Source organism: Opitutus sp. GAS368, assembly GCF_900104925.1.
Taxonomy (GTDB): domain Bacteria; phylum Verrucomicrobiota; class Verrucomicrobiia; order Opitutales; family Opitutaceae; genus Lacunisphaera.
This window is the reverse complement of the sequence record NZ_LT629735.1, coordinates 3681836-3695324: the sequence shown is the minus strand read 5'-3', so window position 1 is coordinate 3695324 and position 13489 is coordinate 3681836. Positions and strand designations below refer to the sequence as shown.

At 65.9% G+C, this 13489-nt stretch carries 9 protein-coding genes; 8 read left to right on the top strand and 1 reads right to left on the bottom strand.

Features of this window, described 5'->3' with window-relative positions; translation table 11 throughout:
* Nucleotides 1-27: 27 nt before the first annotated feature.
* The 7 genes from BLU29_RS15695 (at nt 28) to BLU29_RS15665 (ending at nt 10210) form a co-directional block, all read left to right on the top strand.
* Nucleotides 28-1320 carry an RsmB/NOP family class I SAM-dependent RNA methyltransferase gene (locus tag BLU29_RS15695; protein ID WP_091059885.1) on the top strand — a complete coding sequence of 431 codons (1293 nt, stop codon included), beginning with the start codon at nt 28-30 and terminating at the stop codon, nt 1318-1320.
* Nucleotides 1321-1625: 305 nt separating this feature from the next.
* Nucleotides 1626-2912: a TolC family protein gene (locus tag BLU29_RS15690; protein WP_091059883.1), complete on the top strand. Its 1287-nt coding sequence runs from the start codon at nt 1626-1628 to the stop codon at nt 2910-2912.
* A 13-nt stretch (nt 2913-2925) separates the two neighbouring features.
* Nucleotides 2926-4086, top strand: coding sequence for an efflux RND transporter periplasmic adaptor subunit (locus BLU29_RS15685; protein ID WP_091059881.1), 1161 nt, complete (start codon nt 2926-2928; stop codon nt 4084-4086).
* Nucleotides 4083-7169, top strand: coding sequence for a CusA/CzcA family heavy metal efflux RND transporter (locus BLU29_RS15680; RefSeq protein WP_091059878.1), 3087 nt, complete (start codon nt 4083-4085; stop codon nt 7167-7169). Before BLU29_RS15685 ends, BLU29_RS15680 begins: the two co-directional genes overlap by 4 nt.
* Nucleotides 7170-7224: 55 nt before the next feature.
* Nucleotides 7225-8397, top strand: coding sequence for a DUF535 family protein (locus tag BLU29_RS15675; protein WP_091059876.1), 1173 nt, complete (start codon nt 7225-7227; stop codon nt 8395-8397).
* Between the two features lie 107 nt (nt 8398-8504).
* Nucleotides 8505-9515 (top strand): sensor histidine kinase, encoded by a 1011-nt coding sequence (locus tag BLU29_RS15670; RefSeq protein WP_172830284.1) that lies wholly within the window; start codon nt 8505-8507, stop codon nt 9513-9515.
* Nucleotides 9512-10210, top strand: a complete 699-nt coding sequence (locus BLU29_RS15665; RefSeq protein ID WP_091059872.1) for a response regulator transcription factor — start codon at nt 9512-9514, stop codon at nt 10208-10210. Before BLU29_RS15670 ends, BLU29_RS15665 begins: the two co-directional genes overlap by 4 nt.
* A 214-nt stretch (nt 10211-10424) precedes the next feature.
* Here BLU29_RS15665 and BLU29_RS15660 read toward each other — a convergent pair whose 3' ends face one another.
* Nucleotides 10425-12596, bottom strand: a complete 2172-nt coding sequence (locus tag BLU29_RS15660; RefSeq protein ID WP_157693934.1) for a TonB-dependent receptor — start codon at nt 12594-12596, stop codon at nt 10425-10427.
* Between the two features lie 108 nt (nt 12597-12704).
* Between BLU29_RS15660 and BLU29_RS15655 the strand changes: the two genes are divergently transcribed.
* Entirely contained in the window at nt 12705-13364 is a 660-nt protein-coding gene (locus BLU29_RS15655; RefSeq protein WP_091059868.1) for a metal-dependent transcriptional regulator, read from the top strand.
* The last annotated feature ends 125 nt before the right edge of the window (nt 13365-13489 follow it).

The window sequence follows — 13489 nt, the reverse complement described above, 5'->3', positions numbered from 1 at the left end:
TTGTGCCGTTGTGGTAAAGCTCCCCGTATGAATCCCAACATCGCCGCCAACCAGCAGCGCCTGTTCCTGGAGTTCGTCGCCCAGCTGCGCCCGCATGTCCGGCGCGACAGTTCCCTGCCCCGTCGCATCAAGGAACTCTTCGCCCGCCACCGCGCCATCGGCTCCCGCGACCGCAAGCTCTACCGCGAACTCGTCTACACCTACCTGCGGTTTTTCCCATGGATAGATCCTCTCCTGGATCTTGGCTCGGACTGTAGGGTCGCCGCTGGTCGGCGGACCGATCCCGGCCCGGCGACCAGCACCGGCCCTACAGAGAATCTGGCCGCCAAAGTCACGGCCTGGCTGGCGCCCGAACTGAAACCCACTTCCGCCTATCGCGCCACCCACGCCGGCGACTGGCCCGTGGTCCCCGAAACCCTGGCCGCGAAGTTTGAAATCCTCAGGTCTCAGGTCTCAGGTTTCAGGTCTCCGCCAACGGACCTCCTCCCCGCCTGGTTTCAAGAACATTGTCCGGCGGCGTTCCAGTCCCCCCACCTCGACGCCCTCAACAGCCGCGCCAACGTCTGGGTGCGCATCCAGGCCAACGATCGCAACCTCGTGCTCGACGAATTCAAGGCGCAGGGCTGGACCTTCGAGTCGCCCGCCGGCTTCCCCGACGCCCTCTGTCTGCCGCCCAACGCCGAGGTCGCCGCGTCCGACGCCTACCGCCGCGGCTTCGTCGAGATCCAGGACCTCGGCTCGCAGCTCGTCCTCGCCCATGCCCCGCTGCCGCTGAGCGGCCGCTGGCTCGATGCCTGCGCCGGCGCCGGCGGCAAGACGCTCCAGCTCGCTCGCCTGCTCGGCGCGGCCGGCCACGTGGACGCCACCGACATCCGCGTCGAGATCCTCGACGAGCTCGACGACCGCGCCAAGCGCGCCCGGCTCGACAACATCACCATCGTCCAGAAACCCGGCGACCTATATGATGGCATCCTCGTCGACGCCCCCTGCTCCGGGTCCGGCACGTGGCGCCGCCAGCCGCACCTCAAGTGGTATGTGAAGCCCGAGACGATCACCGCCTTCACGCAGACCCAGCTCGAGATACTCACGGCCAACGCTCCCCGCGTGAAAGCCGGCGGCCTGTTGATCTACGCCACGTGTTCTCTGAGTCACCACGAGAACCAGGACGTCGCCGCCGCGTTCCTCAAAGCTCACCCGAACTTCACCGCCGAGAAACCCGTGCAAAACCACGGCGGCACCTTCGACGGTCTCGGCACTTCATTGCTACCCGGCACCCTCAACACGGACGGCTTCTACGTCGCTGTGCTTCGGCGACAGTAAGCGCCCGGGAAAGCGAGACCCTGATTCTTGCACGATCGCCTGGACTAGCACTACTCCGTCAGGTTCAGACACACTCCGTCGCTCCGCGCCATCAGCCGTCGCCGGGCCTATGGCCGACAGGCCCCGCTCCAGTGAGGATTATCGCCGGCGTTGGTTTGGGTCCCCTCTGGAGAGGGGTGCCCGGCAGGGCGGGGTGTGTCGCCCGGGGCATCATATACCTGACGGAGTGGTGCTAGGGCGTGGCCCTAGTCCGGAAATAGCCCGGGCCTTATATCCTTTGTAAAGACAGGGTGTTATGATGGGCAATGCGCCGGCTGCTTTTCACTTGTCTCATTCTCCTTTCCGCGGGCCGCTGTGCCGCCTCCGCGGACGCCGGGCAGGTTGACACCCTGTCGCTGACGCAGGCGCAGCAACGCGCGCTGCGCAGCAATGCCGACTTCCGCATCGCCCAGGCGCAGGCCGACACCGCCCTCGCCCAACTGCGGGCCGTCCGGGAGTTCCCCAACCCGGTCGCCGGGTATTCCGTCAGCAAGATAAACACCGACGGCCGCAGCAACGCGACCGCCGAGGGCCGGGGCTATTGGGGCCGGAGCTATGATTCGATCTTTTCCCTCAGCCAGCTGGTCGAACTCGGCAAACGCGGCGTCCGCCGTGTCTCGGCCGAGGCCGGGGCCCGCTCGGCGGAGGCCCTGCGCGATGACGCCCGCCGCCTGCTGCTCCAGTCGGTCGCCCAGCTTTATCTCGCCGCCTGGGAGGCGCGCGAGGAGGTGCGCGTGCTCACCGCTTCGGCGGCCTCGTTGCGTCGCGAGGCGGAAATCGCCGCGACCCGCTATCACGCGGGTGACATCGCCTCCACCGACCTGGCGCAGATCGAGATCGCGGCCGCCCAGCTGGACCTGTCCGCCGCCTCGACCCGGGCCGGCGCCCAGGCCGCCCTGATCGCGCTGGAAACACTGCTCGGCGTCGCCGAGCCCCGCGGGCAGACCGTGCTCTCCGACGCCCTGGATGACACCGCCCCGGCGGTGAACGTCCAGGCCCCGGCGGGGCCCAGGCCCGATGTCGTGGCGGCCGAGGCCAACCTGGCCAAAAGCGAAGCGGATCTGACCCTGCAGCGCCATGGTCCCATTCCGGACCTCACGGTCACGCTGCAATACGAGCACCAGCCGCCCGACCAGCCGAATACCGCGGGCCTCGGCCTTTCGTTTCCTCTGCCGATCTGGAACCGCAACACCGGCAACATCCTCGCCGCCCGTGCCGCCCGCGAGGGCGCCCAGGCCCAGCTCGAAAAAGTCCGCATGCAGGCCACGGCGGACGCCGCCGCCGCTCGGGTGGCCTTCGACGAAGCCCGCGCCCGCGCCGATGCCTACCGGCACGAACTCCAGCCGAAGTCGGCTGCCATCATCCAGTCGGTGGCCTATGCCTACGAAAAAGGCGGCGCCGCGCTCGTCGAGCTGCTGGCCGCCGAGCGGAACGACAACGACATCCGCATCGCGACAGCCCGGGCGCAGGCCGACGCGGCGACCGCGGCCTTTGTCCTCGCCGCCGCCCTCAACCAGATCGAGCCCCCGGCCGATCGCCCCACCCTCCCCTGACCCCCGGCCCACCATGACCACCCATCCTGTCCGTCTTGTTCCGATCGTCGCGATTCTCCTGCTGGCCGCCTGCGCCAAGGCGCCGGACCTGGCGGACATCGCCGCTCCCACCGTCGCGGGCGATCGCGTGACGTTCCCGGCCAACGCCCCGCAACGCTCCACGCTCACGGTCGCCGCCGTGGAACCGCAGGCCCGGGAAGTCCACCATGTGACCGGCCGGCTGACCTGGGACGAGGATGCCACGGTCCGGATCTACACGCCGGTGGCGGGCCGGGTGGTGTCGGTCGACGCCGCCCTCGGCGACCGGCTGGCCGCGGGCGCACCGCTCGCCCGGCTCGATTCGCCCGATTTCGGCCAGGCGCAGGCCGACGCGCACAAGGCCGCGGCCGACCTGCTGCTGGCCGAGCGCACCCTCACGCGCACCAAGGATTTGTTCGAACACGGCGCCGCGCCGCGCAAGGATCTCGAGGCGGCGGAAAACGCCCAGGCCGGGGCGCAATCGGAGCAGCAGCGCGCCCTGGCACGGCTCGCCCAATACGGCGCCCCGGCCGAGGGTCCGGTGGACGGGCTGTTCACCCTGCGCACGCCGCTGGCCGGCGTGGTGGTCGAGAAAAACCTCAATCCCGGCCAGGAGGTCCGGGCCGACATGCAGCTGGCCAACGCGCCCCAGCTGTTTGTCCCCCAGTTTGTGATCTCCGAACCGCGCCGGCTCTGGGTGCTGCTGGACATCACGGAAATGGACATGAACCTGCTGCAACCCGGCCAGGCGCTGCGCATTCGCACCCGGGCGTTTCCCGGGCGCACGTTCGACGGCCGCCTCGAAAGCGTCGGCCCGTCGCTCGACCCGGCCACCCGCACCGTCCGGGCCCGCGGCGCGGTGGACAACCCCGGGCTGCTGCTCAAGGCCGAGATGTATGTCGACGTCGAGATCGACGCTCCGGACACGGGCGGCGCGGCCGTCGCGATCGCCAACACCGCGGTCTTCACGAAGGAAGGGAAGCATTACATGTTCGTCGAGACGGCGCCCGGCAGTTTCGAGCGGCGCGAGGTCGAGCCCGGTCCCGAGTCGGGCGGACGCATCCTCGTGCTGCGCGGGCTGAAGGCGGATGACCGGGTGCTGATCGAGGGCGGCCTGTTGCTCGAGGCGCTGCTCGAAGCCGGAGGCAAGTCGTGATCCGCGCCCTCATCGCCTACGCGCTCCGCCACCGGCCCATCGTGCTGGCCCTGCTGGCGATTTTTGTCTTCGCGGGCATCAACGCCTACCGGAACCTGCCGATCGAGGCCTACCCGGACGTCACCAACGTCTCGGTGCAGATCATCACGCTCTTTCCCGGTCACGCCGCCGAGGAGGTCGAGCGCCTCGTCACCATCCCGCTGGAGAACGAGATGAACGGCATCCCGAAGCGGGTCTCGATGCGCTCGGTCTCCCTCTTCGGCCTCTCCCAGATCACGCTCGTGTTCGAGGATGACGCCCAGACCGACTATGTGCGGAACCAGGCCTTCCAGCACCTTGCCGCCGTCAACCTGCCCGCCGGCGCCCAGGCGAGCCTCTCGCCCGACGCCACGCCCGTCGGCGAAATCTACCGCTATTCGCTCCAGGCGCCCGCCGGCTATCCGCTGGTCGAGTTGAAGGCGCTGCAGGACTGGGTCGTGGAGCGACAGCTGCGCACCGTGCCCGGCGTGGTGGACATTGTCGGCTTCGGCGGCCCGACCAAGCAATACCAGGTGCTCATCGAGCCGGCGAAACTCAAGTCCTACGGGATCTCGCTGGCGCAGGTCTTCACCGCCCTCAGCAACGGCAACCGCAACGCCGGCGGCTCCTACATCGAGCACGGCGCCGAGATGTATGTCGTGCGCGGCCTCGGCTTCGTGCGCAACGTCGATGACATCGCCAGCATCGCGGTCGACACCCGCAACGGCACGCCCATCCGCATCCGCGACGTCGGCTCCGTCGTCATCGGCAACCAGCTCCGTCTCGGCCGGGTGGGCAAGGCGGCGCCGGGCCAACCCGACGAGGACGACATCGTGCAGGGCATCGTGCTGCTGCGCAAGGGCGAGAACGCCCTGCAGGTCCTCGAGCGCGTCCGGGCGAAGGTGGCCGAGATCAACGCACGTTACCTGCCGTCCGGCGTCCGCATGGTGCCGCACTATGACCGCACGGAGCTCATCGCCCGGACGCTGCACAACGTGCGCGGGAACATGATCGAGGGCATCGCGCTGGTCCTGGGCGTGCTGGTGCTTTTCCTCGGGCTGGGGCATGTCCGCTCCGCGCTGGTGGTGGCCGCGGTCGTGCCGCTGGCGCTGCTCGGGGCGTTCCTGCTGCTGGACCTGCGCGGCATCCCGGCCAACCTGATCTCGATGGGCGCGATCGATTTCGGCATCATCGTCGATTCCGCCGTCGTCATCATCGAGAACATCCTGCGGCTGCGGGCCGAGGCCCGCGACCGGAAGCCGAAGCTCACGGAGCTCATCATTCAGGGCGGCGGCCAGATGGGCCGGCCGATCCTCTTTTCCAAGGCGATCCTGCTCACGGCCTTCATCCCGCTCTACACCCTCCAGCGGGTGGAGGGGAAGATCTTCCAGCCGATGGCGCTGACGCTCACCTTTGCGCTCATCGCCGGCACCCTGCTGGCGCTCACGGCCGTGCCCGTGCTGGCCAGCCTTGTCCTGCGCCATGCCGGTGGCACGGAGCACGAATCGTGGTTGGTGCACCGGCTGCGCGCCCTCTACCTCCCGCTGCTGGAACGCGCGCTGGCCGCCAAGCGCCTGCTGCTGGTGCTCGCGCTGGCGGCCCTGGCCGGGGCCGGCGCGCTGCTGTTCTTCCTCGGGTCCGAATTCCTGCCCAAGCTGGACGAAGGCTCGCTGTGGGTGCGGATCTTCATGCCGCAGTCGATCTCGCCGAGCGAGGCGGCGCGCATCACCCGCCAGGCCCGGGGGCTGATGGCGTCGTTTCCCGAGGTGAAGACCGTCATCAGCCAGCTCGGCCGGCCCGACGACGGCACGGACGTCAACGGCTTCGATGTCGCCGAGTTCAGCGTCAACCTCAAGCCCCGGGAGGAGTGGACCACCGCCGCCGACCGGGACGGATTGATCCATGCCATGGACCGCCGGCTGGCCGAAATCCCCGGGATCGAGACCCAGTTCAGCCAATACATCGAGGACAACGTCAACGAGGCCATTTCCGGCATCAAGGCCGAGCTGAGCGTCAAGATCTACGGCGAGGATCCCGAGAAACTGCAGGCCGCGGCCGACCAGATCGCCGGCCTGATCAAGACCGTGCCCGGCGCGACCGATGTCGGCACCGAGGAGCTGCTCGGGCAGCCGCAGGTGCAGATCGTGGTGGACCGCGCGGCCATCGCCCGGGCGGGACTCACCGTGTCCGACGTGCAGTCGGTGGTGGAGACGGCCCTCGGCGGCAGCGTGGCCACGCAGGTGCTGGAAGGCGAGCGGACCTTCGACCTCGTGGTCAAGCTCGCGCCCCGCGCCGTGCTCGACCTCGACTCGATCCGCAAGATCCCGGTCTTCGGCGCCAACGGCGAGCGGCTGACGCTCGAGGCGCTGACGACCGTGGACGTGCGGCCGGGCTTCGCCCGCATCTACCGCGAGGAAAACGCGCGGCGGATCGCGGTGAAATATTCCCAGCGGGACCGCGACCTCGGCTCGCTGGTGGCCGAGGCCCTACGCAAGGTCGACGCGACGGTGCAGCTGCCCCCGGGTTACCGGATGGAGTGGACCGGTTCGTTCGAGAACCAGCAACGGGCGCAAAAGCGCCTGCTGGTGATCGTCCCCTTCACCCTCGCCGCCATTTTCTTCCTGCTGTTCACCGCGTTCGACTCGGGCTGGCTGGCCGCGTTGATCCTGAGCGTGGTGCCGTTCGCCGCCATCGGCGGCATCGTGGCGCTGCCGCTGGCGGGCCTGACGCTCTCGGTTTCCGCGCTCGTGGGCTTCATCGCCCTGTTCGGCGTCTCGGTGCAGAACGCCGTGCTGCTCGTGGAGCGCATCCGCGAGCTGCGCCGGGAGGGCCGCCCGATGGATGACGCGGTGCGCGAAGGGGCCGCCTCACGCATGCGGCCCGTCGTCATGACCGCCGCGATGGCCTCGCTCGGGCTCCTGCCGGCCGCGCTGTCGCACGCCGTCGGCGCGGAAACCTCCCGCCCCTTCGCCGTGGTGATCGTCGGCGGGTTGGTGACGGCGACGGCGCTGACCCTTTTCCTGTTGCCGGCGCTCTACCCGTATTTCGAGCGTCGGACGGAATAACGCAGTTGCCGTTCTGCTCCCGGGGCTTCAAGCCAGCATTCGCAATCAGATTGCCATGACGCCGCCTTACCTGCGCTCCCTTTTCCGCGTGGCACGCACGGTTTATCCCGAGCCCACCTGGGCTCATCGCGGGCAACGGCTGCTCTTCGTTTTCCGGCTTCTGCGGAACCACCCGCATTCCCGCCGGTGGCTGGAGTATCTGGCCACCGAGCGGATGGCTCCGCTGGCGGCGGCCAACCCCAGCCTCTACCGGAAGCCGATCCGGCCGTATGTCTCCACCCACTGGCCCGGCCGCATGAAGGTGGCAGCCATGATGCATCATTATGATTTTCTCGCCCGGCGGCTGCCGCCACCGGCCTTCCGGCAGGTCGTCAGCCGCGAAGGGCTGCGGTGGCTGGCTTTTCCCGCGAGGAATGGCGATCACCTTGCGGTCATCCTACGCTTCGACGGCAAGTTCCGGAAGGAAGGCGAAACCACGCTGGATCTCGAATCGACCAGATACGGCTGCCGGATCGCCAGCATGACGTTTGTGGTGGCGGCGAGCACGACCGGCGCGCCCTGCCTGATCATCGGCGCCGTGTCCGGGCTCCCGCCCGGCGCCGACAAGGACATCATCAAGGACACCGCCAAGGCGTTGTTCGGACTGCGGCCCAAGGTCCTGCTGCTGCTGCTGCTGCAGGAGCTGGCACGGAGTTGGAACGTGCCGGTGCTGCTCGGTGCAGGCAACCGGATCCACACTTCCCGGGACATGGACTACTGGTTGAACCACACCCGGCGCTTCCCGATAACTTATGACTCTTTCTGGGAGGAAGCCGGCGGCCACCGGCGCAGCGACGGCTTCTTTGTCCTTCCGCTGCAGCCCTCCCCCCGGAACTTTCACGACATCCCGCCACAGAAGCGCGCGCACTACCGCCACCGCTACGCCCTGATCGACGGAATCCTGGAACGTTTCCGCGCCGGCCCGGAGCCGGCGCCAACGGACCCCGCGGCCGCCGCGAGGACCGATGGCGAGCCCGCTGCTAGCCGCGGAACGCGCGGGGCGCTGCCAACATCCCTCGCGGGCTTGGTCCTGTGCGGCCTGACCGCCCTGCATGGCTATCGCAGCCTCGGTCACTCCACCTTTTCCGTGCCACTGGATGTGTTGCCAGAGCACACGATTCGCATTCAAATCCGGGCCTACGACGACCCCACGCCCAGTCCCCCGCCGGCCGGCCGTTCTCGACCATGAGCACCGCCACCCGCGCGAGGTCCGCGAATTTCCCGATGAAACGCCCCGCCTTTTTTAGCCGGTCCGAATGGGCGATAGGGCTCCTGGCTTCCCGGGCTGATCCCCGGTTGCGGCGGCAGCTCACCCTCGCGACCGGTGTCCTGGTGGCCTTGATCGGGCTCGCCGATTTCAGGCAGGGCACGGATCTGTCGATGCAGGTGTTCTATTTTCTGCCCGTGGCACTCGCCGTGGTCGCGCGCGGCCCGGGGTTCGGCCTCGGTGTCTCCGTGGCCTGTGTGGCCATCTCGCTGGGCGGGGACATCGCCGCCGGGGCGAGTTTCCCCTCCCTCGTCGTGCCGGCGTGGAACGCGGCCATCGCCCTGATCATCTACCTCGTGCTGGTCTGGCTGCTTTCCAGCCTGCTCCACCTGCAGCACGAACTGGAACGGCGGGTCGAACAACGCACCGCCGCCCTGGCCGGCGAAATCGCCGAGCGGGAACGCCTGGAGAAAAGCATCCTGGAAATCAGCGAACGGGAACGGCGGAGCATCGGCCATGATCTGCATGACGGACTCGGCCAGCATCTCACCGGCACCGCCATCACGGGCCAGTTGCTGGCGGAACGGCTGCAGGAACGCGCGGCCGAGGAAACCCCCGACGCCTTCCGGGTGGTCGATCTGGTCAAGACCGCGATCGCCCAGACCCGGCACATGGCCAAGGGATTGTTGCTCGCCGACATCGACCCCGAGGGTCTGCCCCCGGCCTTGGCCGAGTTTTGCGCCGTGACCACCGCGCAATTTCGAGTGGCGTGCATTTTCATCACGGAGGAACCGACCGTGCCCCTCCCGCCCGGAAACGGGGTGGCCAGCCACTTGCTGCGCATCGCGCAGGAGGCGGTCCGCAACGCCGTCCGCCACGGCGGGGCCAAGCGCGTTGAGGTGCGGCTGCACAACCGGGATCACCGCCTCACCCTGATGGTGCGGGACGACGGCTCCGGCCTGCCGCCGGCCGCCCAGCGGTCCGGGGGACTGGGATTGCGGATCATGGCGCACCGCGCCGAAATGATCGGGGCCACCTTCGCCATCGAGCGCGCCCCGGCCGGTGGCACCATCGTCCAATGCAGCCTGCCCCTCCCATGAATGAAACGGCCTTGAATCCGGCGGCGACGGACGAACGGTTCCGCGTGTTCGTGGTGGACGACCATCCGCTGGTCCGGGAGTCCCTCGTGACCCTGATCGGCCGCCAGCCCGACCTCTGCGTCCGTGGCCAGGCCGGCGACAGTGCCGCGGCCTTCGCCGTGATGTCGCGCGAGCCGGTTGATGTCGTCGTGATCGACATCTCGTTGCCGGGCGAGTCCGGCCTGGAGCTGATCAAGCGCCTGCAGACGCTGTCGCCGGCCCCGCGCATCCTGGTGCTTTCGATGCACGACGAGGCCTTCTATGCGGAACGGGCGCTGCGGGCCGGTGCCATGGGTTATGTGATGAAACAGGAAACGACGGACAAGGTCATCGTGGCCATCCGCCACATCCTGCAGGGGAAGCTTTACGTCAGCAACGGCCTGGCCGCCGAGCTGGCCCGGAAATACGTCGGCAGCCGGGCGCCCGCCGATCCCTCACTCACCGCCCGGCTCAGCGACCGCGAACTGGAGGTTTTCCGGCTGCTCGGGCTCGGCCACGAGACGAAGCGCATCGCCCAGGAATTGAAGATCAGCGTCAAGACCGTCCAGGCCCATTGCGCCAGCATCAAGGAAACGCTGGGCCTGGCCAATCTCCACGAGCTGATCCGGGAGGCGGTGCGCTGGATGGAAAGCACCGGGAGCGGAAAAGGCGGCTGAGCCGCCCCACCGTGCGGAACCGCGACTGGACCGGCGGTTATCGTCTGATTACGCGCTGAAAATGGCAGCTCTCTAGGGCTAACCAAGCATAAACCAAACCTACTCCAGAACCACTTATTTGAACCATTTGGTGTTCGTTTTGGTGTCCGCCTTAACAGGTCCCTATGCCCTTTCGGGTTTCGGGCTTCACCCTTCGAGCCACCTTCAGATCAAACTAGAACCCGACCGACAGGCCGGCGTAAAAGGCTCGGCGCGGACCGTAGGCCGGAGCGGCAATGCCAAGGCCCGAGCCGTTGCGCAATTCGTAGACCTGGTCGAAGATATTCAGGCCATCGAAGCGCAGCTTCAGCTCCTTGATGCGACCTGAGCGCAAATGGAAAACTTGCTCCACACCCACACTTACCGTGGTGTAGGCGGGTAATTTCCCGAGATTCGCAAATCCTGCCCTCAGTCCGTTCCCATAAAGAAAATCTGCGTAAAGGTGGGTGTTCGCGGCTACCCTACACGCAACCCCTCCTGACCCGGTGAAGCGTCCTTGGTGATCCAGTTGGATGGAGTGAACCGCGACATAAGCCAGCTGATCGCCCGGAAATTGGAACTGAACGGAATTGATGTTCTGCGCGGAAGTCTGGACAAATGAAAAATTTCCATAGGCGGTAAACGGCCCCTGGTTATAGGTGCTGCTAATCTCGAGTCCGTAAATGGTCGCCTTGGTATAATTGAAATCGTCGAGGATAACGGCTTTGCCAAACTGGCCGACATCGATCAGGTTTTTGGCCCATTTGAAGAATGAGTCCACCGTGACCTGCCAGGCGGGTGTGATCTGCCGCGAGAGCCCGGCGTCGAAATAATGGTCCCGTTCAACTTTCTGCGGGTCGTCCTGTCCGTTCAACGGGGCGTTGGTGGTGCCGTCGAATTTCTTGCCACCCGCCGGCGGGACATATTGCAGGGTAGGCGGCACGAAATAGCGGGCATAGCCCGCATGGACGGAGGTTGTGTCGTCAATCCGCCAGACAAAGTTCACCCTGGGGCTGAGCTGGCTTTCCCGATCGAACGGGCCGCCGAACAGATCGTAGCGGACGCCATAGTTCAAGGTGAGCCGGTCACTCAACCGCCATTCATCCTGCAGATAGAGGCCGACGCCGGGGCCGCGATTGCCACTGTTGTCGATGATTCGCACCGGCTCGTCGGTCGTCTGATTTCCAAGTGAGTCAACCGGGAACACCGTGGTGTCGGTATTCAGCTTCTCGTCTTCGTAGGTCGCGAGCAGGCCACCCCGCAGGGTATGCCGGTCGCTCAGGAAAAAGGAAGCATCCGCCTGCAAGCCGTAGATGAAAGAGCTGTTTCCGATCCGACCCGCGACTCCTCCGAAAAGCAAATCCTGCTCCGAATCCGGACGGAACTCCAAGTCGGTGTAACGGGCAAACGCGGACACCTGGAGCGAAGCGGCCCTAGTGGACTTCTGGTATGAAATCACGCCATAGTAATTTTGTTCGTTTTGGTTCTCGTTGACCGTTGACGAATTGGCTGCGGGATTCCCTGCCAACTGATAGTTGGGCAAAAGTCCCGGAGTGTCCGGAATCTGAAAATCGGCATACGAAGCCCACGTCAGCAGGGTCAGGCGGCTGGTTTCGTCGAGCCGGTAGGAAAAGTAGCCAAAGGTTTTTTCCTGGTTGGTGACATCATGAAGCGGGTTGGCGCTCGAGGTCGTATTGTCGATGCCGAGATTGTCGTGTTTGTCGGAGACAATGATGAAATACTCCAGTTTTCCGTGAGTGCCGCCCAGTTGCAGGGACGACTGCCGGGTGGCGTACCCGCCAGCGTAAAGCGAAAGTTCCCCCCCGTGGAGCTGAGAGCCCGTCTTTGCGGTAACATCGATAATGCCAGCCGTGCGGTCGCCGAACTGCGCCGGCAAAGTGCCCGTCATAACTGTCACCGCCTGGATCATTCGGGTGTCAATCTCCTGGCCGAAGCCGTTGAGTCCTTCCGGCAGGAGCACGCCGTTGATGCGATATTGCAGGTCGCCATGGTCGCCACGGAGATGCACTTCCCCGAATTCGTCCTGCACCATACCCGGCACCTGCAGCAGCACTTGCTGAAAGGGGGAGTTCTCGCCCTGACCCATCAACTGTATCTGGGCCGCACCGATTGAATAGCTCACCGCCCCCAAGCCGGGCGCGATCTCTTCGCGAGAAGCATCAAGATCGGCCGTGACACTGACGGTAGCAAGTTGGAGACGAGCGCTCTCGGCGCCATCGCTGGAAGACGCTATAATTTGAATGGCGATGGCGGCGAGAATGACGGCCTTGGGTCGAATCCATTCAGCGGCCGGCAAACGCGCCCCGCCCGCCCGGCCCCGCTCTCCGCCGGGTCGCCCGGTAAACATTCGCCATCTTGAAAATAACATTAGCGAAGAGCACAAAGTTATATTTTGAATAGTCAAAATATTATTGTGGTTGCCTCAAATGAGGTTGCGACGTTGGCTCGCTCCCTCATGCCCACCAGCACGGTCGAGGATTACCTGAAACAGATTCTCCTGCTCGCCAAGGATGGCGACGAGTTGGTGCCGATGGGCGGGATCGCCGAAGGCTTGCACGTCGTGCCGGGCACCGTGACCACCATGGTGAAGTCACTCGCCGGGCAGGAATTGGTCGAACACCATCCGCACCAGGGGGTGCGTCTGACGAGCAAGGGACGGAAGCTCGCGCTTAACGTGCTCCGCAAGCACCGGTTGGTGGAAACCTTTCTCGTCACGACCTTGAAGATGGATTGGACCGAGGTGCATGTCGAAGCCGAGCGGCTGGAGCACGCCCTGTCGGAACGCGTCTTGGAACGAATCGATGCCTTGCTGGGGCATCCCAAGGTCGACCCTCATGGCGACCCGATTCCCAGTGCGCAGGGCAAACTCGACACCCGGGCTTATGGCACGCTGGCCACCTGTGCGGTGCAGGCCCCCCTGCGCCTGGTGCGCATCACCGACCAAAGTGCGGAATTTCTCCAGTTCGCCGACCGTCAACGACTGGTGCCTGACGCGTTGCTGACTGTCACCGCGCGGACGGAAGCGGCGGGGATCGTCACCGTGCGCTTGAAATCAGGGAAAAGCATGACTTTGGGTTTTGAACAAGCCGGGAAAATTCTCATTGAGCGGATATAAAAGGGACGAGGATAAGCAAAACCCGATGTCGAAGGCCGAACAATCGTCGAAAACGAATCACGCCTGGGCCGGACTCATGCAGTCAGAGCAGGTGGAACCGGGCCTCCGGACCGGTTTTCTATACC